This window comes from Rhodococcus sp. PvR044 (assembly GCF_040548995.1).
GTDB lineage: Bacteria > Actinomycetota > Actinomycetes > Mycobacteriales > Mycobacteriaceae > Rhodococcus_G > Rhodococcus_G oryzae.
This window is the reverse complement of sequence record NZ_JBEPSX010000004.1, coordinates 94,891-114,707: the sequence shown is the minus strand read 5'-3', so window position 1 is coordinate 114,707 and position 19,817 is coordinate 94,891. Positions and strand designations below refer to the sequence as shown.

Annotated in this window: 15 protein-coding genes and 1 tRNA gene; 7 read left to right on the top strand and 9 right to left on the bottom strand. The window is 67.5% G+C overall.

Features of this window, described 5'->3' with window-relative positions; translation table 11 throughout:
• Positions 1-1,095: a glycosyltransferase family protein gene (locus ABIC28_RS11420; protein ID WP_257017514.1), complete on the top strand. Its 1,095-nt coding sequence runs from the start codon at positions 1-3 to the stop codon at positions 1,093-1,095.
• Here the strand turns inward: ABIC28_RS11420 and ABIC28_RS11415 are convergent.
• The 4 genes from ABIC28_RS11415 to ABIC28_RS11400 are packed head-to-tail and all read right to left on the bottom strand — an operon-like array spanning position 1,010 to position 6,640.
• Positions 1,010-2,131 carry a glycosyltransferase family 4 protein gene (locus ABIC28_RS11415; protein ID WP_257017513.1) on the bottom strand — a complete coding sequence of 374 codons (1,122 nt, stop codon included), beginning with the start codon at positions 2,129-2,131 and terminating at the stop codon, positions 1,010-1,012. The two genes, ABIC28_RS11420 and ABIC28_RS11415, sit on opposite strands and share 86 nt — an antisense overlap.
• Entirely contained in the window at positions 2,124-3,632 is a 1,509-nt protein-coding gene (locus tag ABIC28_RS11410) for an O-antigen ligase family protein (protein WP_354578933.1), read from the bottom strand. Before ABIC28_RS11410 ends, ABIC28_RS11415 begins: the two co-directional genes overlap by 8 nt.
• A gap of 4 nt (positions 3,633-3,636) precedes the next feature.
• Positions 3,637-4,950 (bottom strand): tyrosine-protein kinase domain-containing protein, encoded by a 1,314-nt coding sequence (locus ABIC28_RS11405; protein ID WP_179800585.1) that lies wholly within the window; start codon positions 4,948-4,950, stop codon positions 3,637-3,639.
• A 46-nt stretch (positions 4,951-4,996) separates the two neighbouring features.
• On the bottom strand, positions 4,997-6,640 hold the full coding sequence (locus tag ABIC28_RS11400) for a hypothetical protein (RefSeq protein ID WP_502945008.1): 1,644 nt from the start codon (positions 6,638-6,640) through the stop codon (positions 4,997-4,999).
• 178 nt (positions 6,641-6,818) lie between these two features.
• On the opposite strand from ABIC28_RS11400, the gene ABIC28_RS11395 reads away from it, so the two are divergent.
• Positions 6,819-7,610: an FkbM family methyltransferase gene (locus ABIC28_RS11395; RefSeq protein ID WP_097212311.1), complete on the top strand. Its 792-nt coding sequence runs from the start codon at positions 6,819-6,821 to the stop codon at positions 7,608-7,610.
• Positions 7,611-7,626: 16 nt separating this feature from the next.
• Here ABIC28_RS11395 and lhgD read toward each other — a convergent pair whose 3' ends face one another.
• The 5 genes from lhgD to ABIC28_RS11370 form a co-directional block, all read right to left on the bottom strand.
• On the bottom strand, positions 7,627-8,817 hold the full coding sequence (gene lhgD, locus ABIC28_RS11390; protein ID WP_097212407.1) for an L-2-hydroxyglutarate dehydrogenase: 1,191 nt from the start codon (positions 8,815-8,817) through the stop codon (positions 7,627-7,629).
• Positions 8,818-8,844: 27 nt separating this feature from the next.
• On the bottom strand, positions 8,845-9,735 hold the full coding sequence (locus ABIC28_RS11385) for a nucleoside triphosphate pyrophosphohydrolase (RefSeq protein WP_097212310.1): 891 nt from the start codon (positions 9,733-9,735) through the stop codon (positions 8,845-8,847).
• A 4-nt stretch (positions 9,736-9,739) separates the two neighbouring features.
• Positions 9,740-13,426: a transcription-repair coupling factor gene (gene mfd / locus ABIC28_RS11380; RefSeq protein WP_097212309.1), complete on the bottom strand. Its 3,687-nt coding sequence runs from the start codon at positions 13,424-13,426 to the stop codon at positions 9,740-9,742.
• Between the two features lie 96 nt (positions 13,427-13,522).
• On the bottom strand, positions 13,523-14,158 hold the full coding sequence (locus tag ABIC28_RS11375) for a TetR family transcriptional regulator (protein WP_097212308.1): 636 nt from the start codon (positions 14,156-14,158) through the stop codon (positions 13,523-13,525).
• A 166-nt stretch (positions 14,159-14,324) separates the two neighbouring features.
• The gene (locus tag ABIC28_RS11370; RefSeq protein ID WP_097212307.1) at positions 14,325-14,963 is read right to left on the bottom strand and encodes a TetR/AcrR family transcriptional regulator; all 639 of its coding nucleotides are present in this window, start codon (positions 14,961-14,963) and stop codon (positions 14,325-14,327) included.
• Between the two features lie 139 nt (positions 14,964-15,102).
• On the opposite strand from ABIC28_RS11370, the gene ABIC28_RS11365 reads away from it, so the two are divergent.
• The 5 genes from ABIC28_RS11365 (at position 15,103) to ABIC28_RS11345 (ending at position 19,675) form a co-directional block, all read left to right on the top strand.
• Positions 15,103-15,173: transfer RNA gene (locus ABIC28_RS11365), tRNA-Gln, on the top strand.
• A gap of 59 nt (positions 15,174-15,232) precedes the next feature.
• Positions 15,233-16,711, top strand: coding sequence for a bifunctional UDP-N-acetylglucosamine diphosphorylase/glucosamine-1-phosphate N-acetyltransferase GlmU (gene glmU / locus ABIC28_RS11360; RefSeq protein ID WP_354578927.1), 1,479 nt, complete (start codon positions 15,233-15,235; stop codon positions 16,709-16,711).
• Entirely contained in the window at positions 16,708-17,691 is a 984-nt protein-coding gene (locus ABIC28_RS11355) for a ribose-phosphate diphosphokinase (protein ID WP_077042583.1), read from the top strand. The genes glmU and ABIC28_RS11355 overlap by 4 nt, the downstream gene beginning before the upstream one ends.
• A gap of 72 nt (positions 17,692-17,763) precedes the next feature.
• Positions 17,764-18,405, top strand: a complete 642-nt coding sequence (locus ABIC28_RS11350; RefSeq protein WP_097212305.1) for a DUF2461 domain-containing protein — start codon at positions 17,764-17,766, stop codon at positions 18,403-18,405.
• A 40-nt stretch (positions 18,406-18,445) separates the two neighbouring features.
• Entirely contained in the window at positions 18,446-19,675 is a 1,230-nt protein-coding gene (locus ABIC28_RS11345) for a serine hydrolase domain-containing protein (RefSeq protein WP_097212304.1), read from the top strand.
• Positions 19,676-19,817: the final 142 nt, after the last annotated feature.

Here is a 19,817-nt window from a genome sequence, read left to right as displayed (position 1 = left end):
ATGATGCGAGTTCTCTGGTTGTCGCCGTGGATGCGATCGCTCGCACGGGTCCACGTCGAAGCGCTTGCGGAGCGCGGTGCGGACGTGATGCTGGTGACGACGGATCAGCACCCGCAGTCCGATACCGCCCGTGAATACGAAGCGGTGCTGAACACGCGACTGAAGGATCCCGACAGCTGGAGGCAATTCCTGCACGGGTGGCGCGCGGCCACCCGGTTCTCGCCCGACGTGGTGGTCGCCGAACTGGTTCGAGACCCGCGATGGATGGCGTTCGGTGCGCTCGCGCCACGGGTTCAACTGATCCACGACGACCGGCCGCACGACGACGCCGAGCAGCGGCCGGCACCCGAACGAATCGTGTTCGACCGCTGGGCCGCGAGCTCCGTGGCCACGGTGGCCTTCAGCGAGTACGTCGCCGCCGCGATCAGGGACCGACCCGATGTGCGCCACAGCGCACTGACGGTGATCCCACTCACCAGCGACCTGCCCGCCGATCTGGTGCCGGAACCTTCCCCTGCACACGAGCGTCACGATTTCGTCTTGCTCGGAAGGCTCAACGCCTACAAGAACATCGAGGTCGTGTTCGAGTCCTGGCATGCCCACGTCGGCGGTCCGGACTGGCGCGGTGACGAATTGATACTCATCGGGGACGGCCAGCTATCCGATCCGCTTCCCTCACACACCCGTTGGATCCGTGGGCCGTATTCGTACCCGGACGTGCTCGAGCAGATTTCCCATGCCAAGGGGTCCATCGCACACTATCGGCGGGCGACGCAGAGCGGTGTGCAGGTCCTGTCGATGCAGCTGGGGGTGACGCCCATCGTCTCGCGCGAGGGCGCGCTACCGGAGTTTCAGCCGCCGCACGCTGCGCCGGTCGGTGTCGATGATGTGGTGGGGTTGACCGCGACGCTCGACCGCCTGGCCGATCCGGCGTTCGCCGCGTCGAGCGGCGCCGCGTCTGCGGACCACTACCGGGACCACTACCCGGCCGATCGCGCCGCGGGCCTGTTCATGGAGTTGTTCGACCGCGTCGGCGTCGCGAATCCCGCGCCAAACCGTCCCACACAGAACCCAGTTCGCAATACCAGCGGTTGAGGTCGAACGCGGAGGCCCGATCGCGCGCGGCCGCGGCGAGCCTGGTTCGCAGCGCGTCGTCGAGCACCACTGCGGACAGGGCGTCGACGAGCGCACCCCGATCGCCAGGGGTGACCAACAGCCCGTCCACCCGGTCGGTGATCGCTTCGCCGATGCTGCCGACCGGCGTCGCGATGGGCACCAGCCCGTGTGCCATCGCCTCCAGGAGCGCCATCGGCAGGCCCTCGTCGTAGCTCGGCAACACGAAGACATGCGACCGGCCGAGGAGGTCGTCCCGCTCGATCGGACCGATCCATCCGACCACGGCAACGATGTCCTGCACCCCGGCCTCACGTGCCGCGGTCCGGACCTCCTCGATCTCGCCATCACCCGCGACCGTGACCTGGAGGCGGCTCCGCACCTCCCGTGGAAGGATCGCCAGCGCAGCAATCAAGTCATAGCTGCCCTTTCGCGTGCCGAGCCGGCCGAGCGCGACCGCGCGAACCGGGTCGGCGTCACCCTGATGCACCCGGCTCCGCGGAATCCGCACGGCGTTGTAGAGCACCCCCACCTTGGCCGGCGGCAGCTTCATACAGTCCGCGTACTGCTGCGCCAACCCCTCGCCGAGCACCAGCCACCGAGTGGCGGGCAACGCCGCTCGCACCAACCGCTGAGCGAAAGCAGGAAGCCCCTCGAACCACCCCGCGAAGTCGAAGCTGTGTCCGTGGATCACGGCCGGCACACCGATCGCGCGGGCGGTCAGCAGCGGCAGTGACTTTCGGATCACGCTGCCGCCGTGAGAGAGATGGACGTGCAGCACATCGGCCCGCCCGCGCAGCAGACACCAGGACGCGACGATCATGCCGCGTACGCCCACGCGCAGGCGCTGCGCGAGACTCCCGTCGACGTAGGTCGCCACTGACGAGATCGCGAATCGCGAATCCGGGGTGTCCAGCATGAGCCGCGTGACGGTCGCCATGCCGCCGCGACTGAGCGGACCCGACGGTGCGGGTCCGACGATCAGGACCCGCACCCTCCGCTCGGCCCGGTCAGACACGGAGATCCCTCCCGGTACCCGGTGTGCCGGTCTGTCGCCCGGAGCGAGCCATCGTCGCGAATCCCATTGCCGCGCCGAGAATGCCGCCGAGGACCAGCGCGTTCGGGGGATCGAGCGGTAGCGGGTCGACGATGCAGACGAACAACAGCCCGACGGCAACGGCGGCGCAGATCAGCGCGGGAACCGACCTGCTCGTCAGTGCGCGGACAATCGGCGTGAGCGCGAATACCGCAAGCATCACCGTTCCGAAGACGCCCGCCTTCACCAGCCACCAGAGGTAGAAGTTGTGTGCGTACGTCGTGCCGAGCGTGGCCGAGAATTCGCCCGCCTTCCCGAACGGCAGTTGATAGGCGTACCCGAGCCCATGCCCGAGAAGGGGCGACTGCTCGATGGCCCGTTCGAGGTTCGCGTTCTCGTGCAGCCGCGCGATGGTGGAGCTGTCGACCGCCAGTGCATTCGTCGAGACACCGCCGAACACCCGGATGGTGAAGGCACTGACCTGATCCGACAACCATGTGCCCGCACCGGATCCCCCGAGCAGGTAGAGGAGCAATGGCACGAGTCCGAGAGTGACCACAGCGCCGTAAGCAATCAGCTTTCCCACCCGGACGAGCGTGTTACGACTCATGGCGGCAAGTGCCACGCACGCGACGGTCAGCGCCAGCGCGATCAAGGTGCTCCTGGAGAACGAGAGCAGTGTGGTCACCAGCGACGGGATCCCGAACGCCACAAAGTTCGATGCCCGCGCCACACCCATCAGGTAGGCCGCCGCGAGCACGCAGAGTACCGCCATGCTCAGGGCCTGGGTCGAGGTGAGCAACCGCACCGCTTCGGAAGCTCCGGTTTCGCGGACGAGGCTTTCGGTTCGGCCACTGAGCACCAGCCCGGTGAGGGAGCTGATGACCAGCATGATGGCCGAGAACCACAGTGTCACGCCCACGGCCAGGAGGGCTTGTCGCACGGCGCCCGCCCGGACGATCAACACGGCCAGCATGAACCCCGCCACCATCTCGACAAGAAACTGTGATTCGCGAGCGAGTCGCTCGATGTCGTTACCGGCCTCGTGTCCCCGCGCCGTGAAGATCGCGATGGTGACCAGGAAGATCCAGCCGGGAATCAGGTCGCCGAATCGCACCTCCGTCGAGAACATCAGGAACACGATCGCGAGAACGACCGCCGCTTCGTAGGGGTAGACCGTGAGAGGGCCGACATTCGTGCCCACCCGAAGTGCCGGTGGTAGCGAGGCGAAGCTCAAGAAGATGGCGACGTCGACCATTCGCAGCGGCCGGACCAACAGGAGGACCAGCGACAGCAATCCGCCGATCAGCATGATCCCCTGCGTGTTGTTCCTCGCGGCGATCGCTCCAGCCCCGAAACACACCAGCGCTGACGCTCCCGCGATGGCGGGGCGCACGACGGCTGGTTGGGTCAGCCACAACGAAAGTTCCTCGCCGGCATTGCGGGCCCGCATCGGCAGTCGCAGGTCTGCCACGCTCGACATGGGGTCAGCCCACCCGGGCATTCGTGAACACCGTGCCGATGATCGGCGCTCCCGCACCGTGCAGGGTGTTCACGGCTCGACTCACCTCGTCCGAACGGCTCGTGCCGCGTCGCCCGACCAACAGCGTGCCGTCGATCCGGGTGGCCAGCAGGAGCGCGTCGGCAGCAGACAGCACCGCGGGACCGTCGACAACGACGAAATCGAAGGTCGACCTCAGCTTGTCGATCACCGACGCGAGCGGCGCGGATCCCAACAGTTCGCCCGGCGCCGCGTGGTCCGAACCGGAGGTCATGACCGACAGGTTCTCGTAGTCTGTTTGCGCCACAGCCTGTTCTACGACCGAGGGGTCGCGAAGCACGTCGCTCAACCCCGGCTGGGCATTCACCCCGAAGAGACTGGCGAGTTCGTTCTTTCGCAGATCGCCCTCGACCAGCAGCACCTTGTCGTCGGTCTCCGCGAGGGCAAGGGCGAGATTGACCGCCACCGTTGTCGCGCCCTCGCCGCCGACCGGACCGGTCACCAGGATCATCGGATTGTCAGTGGTCGCGGTCAAATGCAGCAGTCGTGCCCGAAGACCCCGGTAGGCCTCGCTGGACCCGCCATCGCTCCCGAACACCACCGGCGTTTCGCGGCCGGCGGGTCTCGGCCTCCGTAGCTCGCCCACCATCGGCAGATCGGAGGCCTCGTCGAACTCCGCACCCGTTCGGAGCGTTCGGTCCGTTGCATCACGGACGAGTGCGAGCAGGGTGCCCAAGAGAAGACCGACGATGAGGCCGAGCGCCAGATTTCGCTGGGCGTTCGGGCTCGAGCGCCCCTGCGGCGGGGTCGGACGCTCAACCACGGTCGCCTGCATCGCCGCAGGTGGCTGCCCGCCGTCCGCCGGGGACTCCAGCCTGCCGACGAGCGCACTGAACTGATCGGACATCGCGTTCACGAGCGTGACAACCCTGTCCCGATCCGTGTCCGTCACGGTCAACTCGAAAACGAGAGACTCCGGCACGTACTCCACGGCGGTCGCGCTAACCAACTCATCCGGGCTCATGTCGATGCCCAATTGGTCGATGGCGCGGCCGGCCACCTCGCTGCCCCCCGCGATCTCGGCGTACGAGGACAGTCGCAGCGCGGCAGCTTGGGTGGCGTTGTACTTGTCTGTCACGGTGCTCGCATCGGCGACGGAGATGAAGATCTTCGACGAGGCCTGGTAGCGCGAGGGGGGAATCACCGTCGCGGCGACCGCTCCGAGCAAGCAGATCGCCACGGCGGTCGCAACGATCAGCCAGCGGGTCCCCAGGATCCGGACGAACGTGTGAAGGTCCACGAATTGTCCTCTCTGCACTCGGCCCGACCGATGCCTACCGCGCGGGTTACGGCACCGAGAACGTGGCGATTGGGTACTGTCCGGCCGCATCCCTCCCCGACCGTGCGAGCGTCATCGGCGGCAGGTCGACGCGATGGGTGCCGCCGGGCTTGTGCTCGTTCCACGCCATCCCCGCGGTGACGGTGTACTGCCCGGCGGCCAGGCCGGACCGGTCGATCCGCACGGTCTCACGCGCAGTCGACGGACTCGGCTCATCGTCGATCGAATCCAGGGACTGCTCGACGACCATCGACACGGGAGCGAGCTCGGATCCCGTCCGCCGCACGATATTTCCGGCCGCATCGGCGACTTCGTACTCGATTCGCCAATCCTCGAACGCTGGTGCTGCCCCGAAATTGATCCACCTGGCTTCGATCCACTCGGACTCACGCTCGGAATCGAATCTCGGCGAACCCGCGGCCACCGAGTATCGATACCCGGCGAATTTGTTTGTCCGCGCCCAGAGTGCGAACAGCCCCGGTTCCATCGGCTGTACCGCATTCTGATCCGGAAACCCCACGCTCGAGGTCATCGATACATGATAGTCGACCGTGTCACGCAATCCTTTCTCATAGTAAGCGCCCCTCCCCGTCCCGGCCGGGAGCTGGCACCATTCGGTCACGACCGGGGCAGTCGAGAAACGCGCTCTCATCGTGGACACGAGCGGTTCGTCGGAGGTGACGTACACAGAATCCTCGTCGTCGGCCCACGCAGGCAACGGTGTCTGGACACCCAGACAATCAGCGCGTATCCCGACCGGCCGTCTCGTCGCCGGTCCCACGGACTCGTCGGCGAACAACTGTCGCATGATCTCCGGGTTGCCCGGCGCCGCGACGACCTGCGTATCCGGAAACGCCCCCAGGTTCGCCTCGACCAAACGTCGAATCGAGCGGGCGGTAATGCTCTGGTCCCGGAACTGACTGAGGTACCCCAGCCGCCGCTCACTGTCCTCGAGTGAGGGCCCGGGAGAGGCGAGTTCATCGCGGAGGTAGGCAATGTGGTTCTCGCTGAAGTCGCCGTACCCGGAAAACTCGAAAATGCTCAACCTTTCGTCCTTGTTGTAGCGTCGACCCAATTCCGCCAACAGTTGCTCAAAGTAAGCAAGATAATCCTCGTTGTTCCAATCCGGCACGACCTGCTTGATCCCGTCGTGCTCGAAATCCCTGGTCGTGCCCGGAATCAATGCCAACCAGTCCGGGACCGCAATGTTGGTGTTGTTCGGGTAAAACTTGTTGCAGCATGAGTTGTACGAGTAGATGCGCAGCGTCAGTCGTCCGCCCTGGCCTGCGTACCGAGCCAGCGCCTCATCAATCTTGCTGAAGTCGAACCTGGCCTCGTAGGGAGCCTCATTCGGAACGGTGCGAGGATCCAGGGGTTGGAGATCACGCCACGAGATCCGCGTGCTCGCATCGCCTGCGGAGGGCCACGCGGGGTATCGGTTCTGCGCCGGATTCTCCTGCGGGAAAAGGCCTGTCAACAGATTCTGATACTGCCCGCGTAGCGGATTCGCCACGTCAGGGTCCGCAAATGGAATCGTCGTGACGTCGACGGAGCGCGCTCCGGGATCCACCGGAGGCACAGCGGAGCATCCGCTCAGCATTGTCGCGAACGCAACCGCGCCCACGACAGATCCGCCCATCCGGAAGTACATTTCGCCTTCGCCACTCCAGTCACACCCATCCGCAGACAGGACGTCAACAATGACCGCGCGTACTCCTGTGTGAGCTTACCTGCGCGATCGGCCCGGGCGCTTCCACCCGGGCGGACTACCCCGGAGCTCTACACTTGGGTCGAGGCAACTCAGCAGAATTCACGAAAGGCGTCGTCCGATGCCGATCACGCACGCCATCAAGCGCAGCCTGGCTCCGATTGCGAAGCAGGTTGCACCACGACGGTTCTGGCGAAGGCGCTACCGGATCTTGTCCGATTCGGCCCTGCACGACGACGAACTCCTGCTCGTGCGACAGCTCTGCGACCCCACGAAGGTATCGGTCGATGTCGGCGCCGACATCGGCGCATTCACGATCGCGATGCTCGACCGGTCGAGTTCGGTCATCGCATTCGAACCCCGCACTGCGCAGGCCCGGGAGCTCGCCACGATGTTCGACACGATCGGCGCCCCGGTCCGGGTCGAAGCCGTCGCTCTCTCCGAGCACACGGGCGCGTCGACGATGAGAGTTCTCGTGTCCGACCCGGGGAGAAGCACGATCGAGGCTGCCAACGCCCTGGATGACGCCGACGGCAGCCCGGTCGAGACGATCGATGTTCCCAGCAGTCGGCTCGATGACTTCGATCTGGACAATGTGGGATTCATCAAGATCGACGTCGAGGGCCATGAGCTCGCGGTGCTGCGCGGGGCACGTGCCACCATCGAGAGAAATCGGCCCACCTTCCTGATCGAGGCCGAGGAACGTCACCGTGCGAACGCGGTGGGCGAGGTCATGTCATTCCTGGATCGACTCGGATACGACGGGTACTTCTTCACCGGGGACGAACGCCGGTCGATTGCCGACTTCGATCCGGTCGAGCATCAGAACTCCCAGCACATCGCGAGCTGGAAGGACGGTTGGACCCGCACCGGGCAGTACGTGAACAACTTCGTCTTTCTCCCGCATTCGTGAACCAGGGCCGAGCCGATCACCGATCAGCCGTCAGCCGGTCCGCGATCATCGCCGCGATCGGCAACGCGGACGTCGCCGCCGGCGAGGGAGCGTTGAGCACGTGCACGGAGCGCGGGGTCTGCTCGATCAGAAAATCATGCACCAGAGTCCCGTCACGGAGCACCGCCTGCGCCCTGATCCCCGCGACTCGCGGCAACAGGTCCTCCAGTGTCAGATCGGGACAATACTTTCGGCATCTGGCCAGGTAGCCACGCACGAACAGCGAATCCCGCAGCTCGCCCGCGCCGGTGCGAAAGTTCGCACGAGCGACCCGGTAGAACCCGGGGAACTTCGCGTAGTCCCAGACGTCCCGGCGTGCGAAGCTGAACTTCCGGTACCCCTCGCGGGCCATCCCGAGGACTGCGTTCGGACCCACCGTCAGCCTGCCGTCGACGGTGGGACTCAGGTGGACACCGAGAAAGGGCAGGGCCGGATCCGGGATCGGATAGATCAGATGGTGGACGAGGTCCGAGCGGTGCGGCGGAAGCTCGTAATACTCGCCCCGAAAGGGCACGATCCGAAGGTCGATTCGAACCCCCGCCAGGCGGGCCATGCGATCCGCCTGCAGACCCGCGCAGACGACCAGCCGTCGCGCCGACCACGATCCGGCCGGGCCGCCCACCACGACCCGATCGGCCGTCTCGCCGATGTGAGCCACCTCCACGCCGAGACGGATCTCGCCGCCCGACGATCGGACGTGATCTGCCAAGACCTCGGTGACCCTGCGGTAGTCGACGATTCCGGTTGTCGGCACGAAGAGCGCGCCGGTGCCCGTCACCGCCGGCTCACGGCGGAGTAGTTCGGCCCGATCGAGCACGTCGACGTCGAGCCCGTTGATCTTCGCGCGCTCGTACAGCGCCTGCATTCTCACCTGCTCGACGGAGTCCGTCGCGACCAGCAGTTTGCCACGGACATCGAACGGGATGCCGTGCTCAGCGGCGAAATTCTTGGTCAGCTCGGCCCCGCGCCTGCTCAGCTCGGCCTTGAGGCTGCCCGGCTGATAGTAGATGCCCGAGTGGATGACGCCGCTGTTGTGGCCGGTCTGATGCATGCCGAGCCCGTCGGCCTTCTCCAGCAGGAGCAGGCTCGCTCCCGGTCGCCGCAGGAGGATCTCACGGGCGGTGGCGACTCCCACGATGCCCCCGCCGATGACGCAGTAGTCGAACATCGACACCCGCTTTCTGCGGCGGACGACCTACCGCGCTACCCAGTATCGCGCCCAGACGTCCGCGGTGAGGCGGCCCCGTTCGATCCCGCTCACGTGCGCGGCGGCCTCGGTGGCCCTGATCCGCGCCACGAAAGACAGGGTCGCCTTTCGCAGGGCGTCCTCGGCGTTGCCTGCCCCGCCCAGCCGCACCGTCCGGAGCTCGGCGGGGATCAGGTTCGCCGGCAACCCCGCCTTGGTCGCCCGCCCGATCACCTGTTCGGCCAGCGCGAGCGCCGGCTGCGCCATCGCGATGCCGTCGATGCAGGACGCCCGCGACTTCTCCGCCGCCTTCGCGATCTCCCACGCCGCCTCCTGGTCGGCCACGTCGATCGGACCCACGTGACCGTTGGTCAGATGGGGGCTGCGGGAGGCCAACTTGGCGACGAGAGTGTCGGCGACGTCATCCACGGTGAACGGGTCGGTGGCCGATTCCTGGGCGATCCGTGAGTGAAACAGCACCTGCAGCAGCAGGTCGCCCAGTTCCTCGCGCAGGCCGTGGGGGTCGCCCTCCTCGATCGCGTCGAGCAGTTCGTAGGTCTCCTCGAGCAGGTACCGGCGCAGCGAGTCGTGGGTCTGGGTCACCTCCCAGCCGCCGAATCCCCACAGCCGGTCCATCACCTCGACGGCCGCCAGCAACCGCTGTCCGGGCACCGGCGACGCCGCGACCACCTCCTCACCCGAGGACACGCGGTGCCGCGCCTGTACCCCGGCGGGATCTACTGCCACCAGCACGGCGGCACCCGGAGCGTGCGGCAGACCCAGCTCCTCACGTACCCCGACCGGCACGTCGGAGGCGTATTCGACCTGCCCACGCAGCAGCCGCACCGCCGCCGCCGGGATCCGGGTGGGACGCAGCGGGTCGAGCAACACCACCGTCATCGCCTCACGCCCCCGCCTGCACCCTGACGTCCACTGCGCCCGCTGCCCGTCCGTCGAGGGCGAGCAGGAAGTCCGCGATGTACTGCAGAAGCTCCACGTCCCGGACCCGGTCCGCACCGATCCCGCCGGAACCGGTGCGCGGCAACGGAAGCTGTACCATCCCGGTGGTCGCGCGGTACTGCGCACTCGGGTACAGACGCTTGAGTCGCAGCTGCTTCGAGTCCGGCAGCTGCATCGGCGCGATCTTGAGCTGAGTGCCCGCCACCGAGACCTCCTCGAGGCCGAACTCGCGGCACAGCAGGCGCAGCTTGGCGACCGAGACCAGCCGGCCGACCTCCTCCGGCACCGGGCCGTACCGGTCGACGAGCTCCTCGATCACCGCGGCGATGGCCTCTGGGTCGGTGGCGGCGGCCAGCTTCCGGTACGCCTCGAGGCGGAGCCGGTCGCTGGTCACGTAGTCGGGGGGGATGTGCGCGTCCACAGGAAGGTCGATGCGTACTTCTTTCGGAGCTTCGTCGGTCGTGACCGTCCTGCCGTCGGCAACCGCACGGAACGCCTCGACGGCCTCGCCGACCAACCGCACGTACAGGTCGAAGCCGACGCCGGCGACGTGCCCAGACTGTTCCGCCCCCAACACATTTCCCGCACCGCGGATCTCGAGGTCCTTCATGGCGACGGCCATACCGGCGCCGAGGTCGGAGTTCTGCGAGATGGTGGCCAGGCGGTCGTACGCGGTCTCGGTGAGCGGCTTCTCCGGCGGGTACAGGAAGTACGCGTAGCCACGCTCGCGACTGCGGCCGACGCGCCCGCGAAGCTGGTGCAGCTGGGACAGACCGAGCGAATCGGCCCGCTCCACGAGCAGGGTGTTGGCATTGGAGATGTCCAGCCCGGTCTCGATGATCGTGGTGCACACCAGCACGTCGAACTCGCGCTCCCAGAAGCCCTGCACGGTCTTCTCGAGATTCTCCTCGTTCATCTGGCCGTGCGCGACGACCACCCGCGCCTCGGGCACCAGGTCGCGAAGTCGCTTGGCGGCCTTGTCGATCGAGCTCACCCGATTGTGCACATAGAACACCTGTCCGTCGCGCAGCAGCTCGCGCCGGATCGCGGCCGCCACCTGCTTGTCGGCGTACGCACCGACATAGGTGAGCACCGGGTGCCGCTCCTCGGGTGGGGTGAGGATGGTCGACATCTCGCGGATGCCCGCCATGCTCATCTCGAGGGTTCGCGGAATCGGGGTGGCGGACATCGTGAGCACGTCGACGTGGGTGCGCAGCGCCTTGATGTGTTCCTTGTGCTCGACACCGAAGCGCTGCTCCTCGTCGACGATGACCAGCCCGAGGTCCTTCCACCGGACCGCGGTCTGCAGCAGCCGGTGGGTGCCGACGACGATGTCGACCTCGCCGTCGGCCATGCCGGCGATGATCTCCCGCGAATCCCCCGGGTCGGTGAACCGGGACAGACCCCGCACCTTGACCGGGAAGGCGGCCATCCGCTCGGTGAAGGTCTGCAGATGCTGTTGCGCGAGAAGAGTGGTCGGCACCAGGACCGCCACCTGCTTGCCGTCCTGTACCGCCTTGAAGGCGGCCCGGACCGCGACCTCGGTCTTGCCGTACCCGACGTCGCCGATCACCACGCGGTCCATCGGGACCGGTTTCTCCATGTCGGCCTTGACCTCGTCGATGACCGTCAGCTGGTCGTGGGTCTCGGTGAACGCGAACGCGTCCTCCATCTCCTTCTGCCACGGGGTGTCAGGGCCGAAGGCGTGCCCCGGCGCGGCCTGGCGGGCGGCGTACAGCTGCACCAACTCGCCCGCGATCTCGCGAACCGCCTTGCGGGCCTTACGCTTTGTGTTCGTCCAGTCTGAGCCGCCGAGCTTGGACAACGCGGGCAGCTCGCCGCCGACATAGCGGGAGAGCTGGTCGAGGGACTCCATCGGCACGAACAGCCGATCTCCTGGATGACCCCGTTTGCTGGCCGCGTACTCGATCACCAGGTACTCGCGGCGCGCGCCACCGACGGTTCGCTCGACCATCTCGACGAACCGGCCGATGCCGTGCTGGTCGTGCACCACCATGTCGCCCGCCGTCAGCGCGAGCGGGTCGACCTGGTTGCGTCGCTTGGCGGGCAGTCGCCTGCCGTCCCCGACCGCCGCGACACGGTTGCCGGTGAGGTCGGACTCGGTGACGACCACGAAACCCTGTTCGCCCGCGTTCGGGAACATCAGGCCTTCGTGCAGGCTGCCGCAGAGCACCGCGACCACGCCGGGCTCCGGCGCCGCGCCCGGCGCCAGCTCGGTCGCCGGTACCTCCGCCTCGGCGAGCCGTTCCAGCACTCGGCGCGCGGTACCGGAGCCCGCCACCACGATCACGGCCCGGCCGCCCGCGCTCACGTGCGCCCGCAGCGTCACGAACAACTCGGCCAGCAGCTCGTCGGATCCGCGGATCTCCGGCACCGACCGCAGTTCGAGGACCAGTTCCTCGCCGCTGCCCGAGGCCAGCGGGCTGACCGTCCACCAGGGCCTGCCGGACGCCTCGACACTCTCACGGACGTGCCGCAGCGATCGGTAGGCGGAGGCCGCGAGATCGAGGCCCTTGCCGCCGATGCTCGAGGTGTCGATCGCCGACGCGTCCAGCGGCGCGGCGCCGCCCAACGACGCCGCGGTCCACGACGCCTCGAGGAACTCCTGGCCGGTGCGTACCAGGTCCGTCGCGCGGGTGCGGATCTTCTCCGGATCGCACAGCAGCACGTGCGTTTTCGCGGGCAGCGCGTCAGTCAGCAGCACCAGCTCGCCGTTCTGCAGCACGGGCAGCAGCGCCTCCATGCCCTCGACGGGGATGCCCGCGGACAGCTTGTCCAGCATCTCCACCAGCGCCGCGTCGGCCTCATTGTCGGCGGCCAGCGCCGCCGCCCGATCACGCACCGCCGCGGTGAGCAGCAGCTCGCGGCACGGCGGCGCAATCAGGGTGGCGATCTCGAGCTCGGGCAGCGACCGCTGGTCGGCCACCGAGAAGGCACGCAGCTCGGTGACCTCGTCGCCCCAGAACTCGATGCGAACCGGGTGGTCGGCGGTCGGCGAGAAGATGTCGAGGATGCCGCCACGAACCGCGAACTCGCCGCGCTTGCCGACCATGTCGACCCGGGCATAGGCGAGTTCGACGAGCCGGTGCGTCAACGCGTCGAAGTCGTGCTCGGAGCCGACCCGCAGCGTGATCGGTTCGATCTCGCCGAGCCCGGGGGCCATCGGCTGCACCAGGGAGCGGACCGTGGTGACGATGACCTGTAGCGGCGGTCCGTAGTCGGCGTCGTCCGGGCGGGCCAGCCTGCGCAGCACCTCGAGCCGGCGGCCGACCGTGTCCGCGCCGGGCGAGAGCCGCTCGTGCGGCAGCGTCTCCCAGGACGGGAACTGGGCGACCGCGTCGCCGAGCACCTCGCGCAGCTCACCTGTCAGGTCGTCGGCCTCCCGTCCGGTGGCGGTGACCAGCAGCAGCTGCGTGTGCTCGGCGATCGCGGCGGCGATGAACGGCCGGGCCGGCGCAGGCGCGACGACTGCGAGGTCGGTGCGGCCCAGAGCCGCACGCACCCCGTCGAACGCGACGTCCGCAACGGCCGTGGCGAACACCCCCGCCAACGGGTAGGGCGACGAATCCGTGGCTGCCGGGCTCGGGTTGTGCGGAGTACGGGAAGACAACGTCGATGCTCCTGAGCTTGCCGAACGGGTTTCGGACGCCGCGCGGACGACCACAGTGAATTCTAGGCCCGGGTACCGACAGCCCGCGCTGCCCGGTCAGCGACGGAAACGTCGGGCCGCGAACTGCCGGAAGTAGGAAACCTTCTCCTCCCCCACCAACGCCGGGAGCATGTAGTACCACGCGCGTTCAATCCGGGCCGGGAGCTGATCGAGCGTCCCGGTCGCGTGCGCCACCACGCGTGCGCCGAACAGCGTCTCGAAGATGAAGATCCCGATCGCCTCCGCATCGGCGTCGGGCACGATGTCACCCTCCGCGATGGCACGAGAGGCCAGTGCCACCTGATACTTCTGCCAGGTTGAGACGACGTTGTCGCCCGTCCCGCGGTGATCGCCGATCTCGTGGTGCATGCGGAACATCGCGGCCACGATGGGATCCGCGGCGGCCACGTCCGTTATCAGGTAGGGCAGGCCGATCATGACCTCGAGCGCGGGATCTCGCAGGTCGGACAGCGGCGCGCAGGCGGCCTCGAGCCGTCGGTTGCCCTCGTCGATCACGCCGCGAGCCAGATCTTCCTTGGACGCGAAGTGGAAGTACAGCGAGCCCTTCGTGACACCCGACGCGGCGATGATCTCGCTCAGATTCGCCGGCGCGTATCCCAACCGCGCGAACACCTCCGCCGCCGCGAGCAGGACCGTGTTCCGGGTCGCCTCGGCCCGTTCCTGCCTGACCATCCACCCCGCCTCTGGTGACCGACTACCTGTCGAATGTGGTCGAAACGTAACACCTCGCTGGTGAACTTCCCCAGATTTCAACTGCGAGTCGCAGTTGGGGCGAACTCGGCAGTACGGCGCCTGGATCGTCTGCACCATCGACGCCAGGAACCCACCGGACCACCGGCTACTCCCCGAGTTTCGGATCGGCCTCCAGGTTGGTCAGGCCGTTCCAGCACAGGTTCACCACGTGCGCGGCCACCACCTCCTTGGGCGGCGTGCGCTCGTCGAGCCACCACTGCGCGGTCATCGACACCATCCCGACCAACGCCTGTGCGTAGAGCGGGGCGAGCTCCGGGTCGAAGCCGCGCTTGGAGAAGTCCGAGGCCAGGATGTGGCCGACCTGACTGACCGCATCGTTGAGCAGGGACGAATAGGTGCCGTCGGCTGCCGTCACCGAGGAGTCGCGCACCAGGATGCGGAAGCCGTCGGTGCGCTCCTCGACGTAGGTGAGCAGTGCCAGCGCCACCCGCTCGACCCGGACGCGGGACCGATTCTGCGAGAGCGAGGCGGTGATCATGTTGAGCAGGGTCGACATCTCGCGGTCCACGACCACGGCGTAGAGACCCTCCTTGCCGCCGAAGTGCTCGTAGACCACGGGCTTGGAGACGCTTGCGCGGGCGGAGATCTCCTCGATGGAGGTGGCCTCGTACCCGCGCTCGGCGAACAGGGTGCGGGCGATCTCGATCAGCTGCTCTCGACGCTGGGTGCCGGTCATCCGCGTCCGCGGAGGTCGTTCGCCGGGGGCCTGCGGGGGTCGGGACATGCCGCCAGCCTATCCGGCACGCGAATCGATTCAGTCGAGGCGGTTCGACCAAATCCGCGCCAGCATGCGAGGATCGTGGGCGCACAGGCGGGGCTGGGTCGAGCCTCCAGTTTCTGACGCGTTTCCGCAGGTGCGGCAATCCGCCGTAGTGTAATGGCAGCACCTCTGATTTTGGTTCAGATAGTTCAGGTTCGAGTCCTGGCGGCGGAGCGCGATGTACTGGGTGACCCAGTAGCTGTTACAAACCGGTTCGAGTTCGAGGGAGCGTCATGCCAGCCGAGACCGCCGTGGTCGTCCTCGCAGCGGGTGCGGGGACCCGGATGCGGTCCAAGACCCCCAAGGTGCTGCACACGCTGTCGGGTCGGACGATGCTCGCGCATTCCTTGCACGCGGCAGCCGAACTCGACCCGACGCACCTGGTCGCCGTGGTCGGGCACGAGCGCGAGGCCGTCGGCAGCGCGATCGCAGAGATCGCGAGCGAACTCGGTCGCAAGATCTTCGCGCCGGTCCAGGAGCAGCAGAACGGAACCGGGCATGCTGTCGAGTGCGGCCTTCAGTCGCTACCCGACGACTTCGAGGGGATCGTGCTCGTCACCGCGGCTGATGTACCACTACTCGACAGCCACACCCTGCACGGCCTGATCGACGAGCACCGAACGGCGCCCACCCCCGCCGCAGTGACGGTCCTGACCTTCGTCCCCGCCGATCCCAACGGGTACGGGCGCATCGTCCGCAACGCGGCAGGCGAAGTGGTCGAGATCGTCGAACACGTGGATGCCACTCCCGAGCAGATCGCGATCACCGAGGTCAACTCGGGCGTCTACGCCTTCGACGCCCAGGTCCTTCGCGACGCGCTCGGCAAGCTCGGAACGGATAACGCGCAGCAGGAGCTCTATCTCACCGACGTCCTGAAGATCGCCCGCGAAGACGGTCATCATGTGTACGCCGCGCAGCTCGCCGATGAGGCCAAGGTGACCGGTGTCAACGACCGCGTCCAGCTCTCGAAAGTGGCCGCGGAGATGAACAGTCGGATCCTGGAACGACACATGCGCGCCGGGGTCACCGTCATCGACCCGTCGAGCACGTGGATCGACGTCGACGTGGAGCTCGGGCCCGACGTGACCATCGAGCCCGGCGTGCAGCTGCGCGGCCGCACCACCGTGGGCGAGGACGCCGTCATCGGCCCGGACTCGACCCTCAGCGACGTCACCGTCGGCGAGGGCGCCACCGTGATCCGCACCCATGCCGACCGCTCGACGATCGGCGCGGGCGCCACCGTCGGGCCGTACACCTACCTGCGCCCCGGCACCGTGCTCGGCGAGGCCGGCAAGCTGGGCGCCTTCGTCGAGGTGAAGAACTCCGACATCGGGGCGCACTCGAAGGTGCCGCACCTGACCTATGTCGGCGATGCCACCGTCGGTGAGCACAGCAACATCGGGGCGTCGAGCGTGTTCGTCAACTACGACGGCGTCAGCAAGAGCCGTACGGTGGTGGGGTCGCACGTCCGCACCGGGTCCGACACGATGTTCGTCGCCCCGGTGCAGGTGGGCGACGGTGCGTACACCGGTGCGGGTACGGTGCTGCGGTTCGACGTTCCGCCCGGCGCGCTCGCCGTGTCCGGGGGTAAGCAGCGCAACATCGAAGGTTGGGTCGAGCGGAACCGACCCGGCACCGCGGCCGCCGAAGCGGCGGCGCGGGCACAGCAGCAACAAGCCGAAAACACGAACAAGGATGGCGAAGATCAGTGACTAGCGCGAATTGGATCGACAACCAGAAGAACCTGATGCTCTTCTCTGGTCGCGCCCATCCCGAGTTGGCCGAGCAGGTCGCGAAAGAGCTGGACATCCAGGTCACCCCGCAGACCGCCCGCGACTTCGCCAACGGCGAGATCTTCGTCCGGTTCGAGGAGTCGGTGCGTGGATCCGATGCATTCGTGCTGCAGAGCCACCCGGCCCCGCTGAACCAGTGGGTCATGGAGCAGCTGATCATGATCGACGCGCTCAAGCGCGGGTCCGCCAAGCGCATCACCGCGGTGCTGCCGTTCTACCCGTACGCCCGCCAGGACAAGAAGCACCGCGGCCGCGAGCCCATCTCGGCCCGCCTGATCGCGGACCTGCTCAAGACCGCGGGCGCCGACCGGATCATCACGGTCGACCTGCACACCGATCAGATCCAGGGCTTCTTCGACGGCCCCGTCGACCACATGCACGCGCAGGGCCAGCTCGCCGAGTACGTGCGGGAGAACTACGGCACCGACAACATCTGCGTCGTCTCCCCTGACGCCGGCCGCGTCAAGGTCGCCGAGAAGTGGGCGGACGCCCTCGACGGCGCGCCGCTGGCGTTCGTGCACAAGACCCGCGACCCGCTGGTCCCGAACCAGGTCAAGTCCAACCGCGTCGTCGGTGACGTCAACGGCCGCACCTGCGTGCTGATCGACGACATGATCGACACCGGCGGCACCATCGCCGGCGCCGTCAAGGTGCTCAAGGACGCCGGTGCCGGCGACGTCATCATCGCCACCACGCACGGGATCTTCTCGCACCCGGCCGCCGAGCGGCTCGCGGCCTGCGGCGCCAAGGAGGTCATCGCGACCAACACGCTGCCGATCCCCGAGGAGAAGCGTTTCCCGACGCTGACCGTGCTCTCGATCGCGCCGCTGCTCGCGCGCACCATCAAGGAGGTCTTCGAGAACGGCTCGGTGACCTCCCTCTTCAACGGCAGCGCCTAGGCGCTTTCGCGCCTGTGCGCGGTTGACGAGTCCCTGGACCCGTCAACCGCGCACAGGCGCTAGCCTTTTCACATGACCGCGTTCTCCGGGTTCCCCGTCGCCGCCCTGGACTTCTACGAGGACCTCGAGGCGGACAACAGCAAGAGCTGGTGGACGGCGCACAAGGCCGTCTACGACGAGAGCGTGCACGCGCCGATGGCCGCGTTGCTCGCCGAGCTGGAGTCCGATTTCGGGCAGGCCAAGCTGTTCCGCCCGTACCGCGATGTCCGGTTCTCCAAGGACAAGTCGCCGTACAAGACGCATCAGGGCGGCTTCTGTGCGGTGGGGCCGGCCCTCGGCTATTACGTGCAGCTCGACGCCCGCGGGCTCTTCGTGGCGGGCGGCTTCTATCAGGCCGACCCTGATCGGGTCGCACGCTTCCGTGCCGCGGTCGACACCGACCTCCGCGGCGGCCAGCTCGAGACGATCACCCGGGACCTCGAGGCCGCGAAGTTCGAGATCGGCGGCGACCGGCTCAAGACGACGCCGCGCGGCTACACCGTCGAGCATCCGCGGATCGAGCTGCTTCGTCACAAGTCGCTGACGGCCAGTCGCCTGTACCCCTCCCCGAAGTGGCTCGACACCAGGCGCACCGCGACCGAGGTCCGCAAGGCGTGGGAATCGTTGCGGCCCCTGGTCGAATGGGCCACCGATGTGATCGGGGCCCCGGCCTAGAAACCACCAGGTCGGCCCGCCCGATCTGCGATGATCAACTATGGCGATGATTCGGCGCGTTCTCGTGCTCGTGAGCCTGGTCGGCCTCGTGGCCGCGTGCACCTCGACGGACACCGCGTCGCCACCCCCGTCACCCGCCGATCCGGCGCAGACCGATGCCGTCAAGACGATCGTCCGCGAGGCCATGGCCGAGGGCCACCTGAAGTCGGTGATCGTGCGCGCCACCGTCGACGGCAGGGAGATCCTCACCGAGGCCGTCGGGGAGTCGATGACGGGAGTGCCCGCCACCACCGACATGCACTTCCGCAACGGCGCGGTGGCGATCTCCTACGTCTCCACCCTGCTGCTCCAGCTCGTCGACGAGGGGAAGGTGAGCCTCGACGACAAGGTGTCGACCTGGCTGCCCTACATCCCCCACAGTGACCTCGTGACGCTCGGTCAGCTGGCCCAGATGACCTCGGGCTATCCCGACTACGTCCTGGGCGCCACCGAGTTCGACGCGGCCATCTACGCCGACCCCTTCCGCAGGTGGACCCCAGAGGAACTCATCGCCCCCTCGACCGCCAAGCCGCTGCTCTACGAGCCAGGGACCAACTGGAACTACGCGCACACCAACTACGTCATCCTCGGGCTGGCGCTGGAGAAGATCACTGGCAAGCGGATGACGGACCTCATGCAGGAGAGGGTGCTCGGCCCGCTCGGGCTGACCAACACCACCGACCCCGGCACCGCCGCCATCACCGAACCCGCCCTGCACGCCTTCAGTTCCGAGCGTCGCGAGGCCCTCCAGATCCCGGCAGGCGCCCCGTTCTACGAGGAATCCACCTACTGGAACCCGTCCTGGACCATCACCCGCGGGGCCGTCCAGACCACCGACATCTCCGACATGCACGACACCGCGGTCGCGATCGGCACCGGCAAGCTCCTGTCCGCGGAGTCGTACAAGAAGATGGTGTCGACCGACCTGCGCGGCAAGACGACGACCCTGCCCGGGTGCCCCACATGCACCACGATGTCGGAGGGCTACACCTACGGGCTCGGGATCATCATCACCGGCGACTGGCTGATGCAGAACCCGTTGTTCTCCGGCTACGCGGCCGCGGAGGCCTACCTGCCGTCGAAGAAGGTCGCGATCGCCGTCGCCGTCACCTACGACCAGGAGGCCTTCGACGACGCCGGCCTGTACAAGAACGAGGCCGAATCGATCTTCCGGAAGATAGGCGCCCAGCTCGCCCCCGGCGACGCGCCTCCGCCCCCGCCGCAGCGTTGACCCGCGACCCGTCGACCGGCTCCGTTCGACGTCCCGACGGGTGCCGGAACCTCTTGCGCGGCAAGCGTTTGACCGGGTCGCGGCGCGCCGCGCCGGGACATGAACATGAGATTGATCACGCCGGAATGCAGAACCGCAGGTT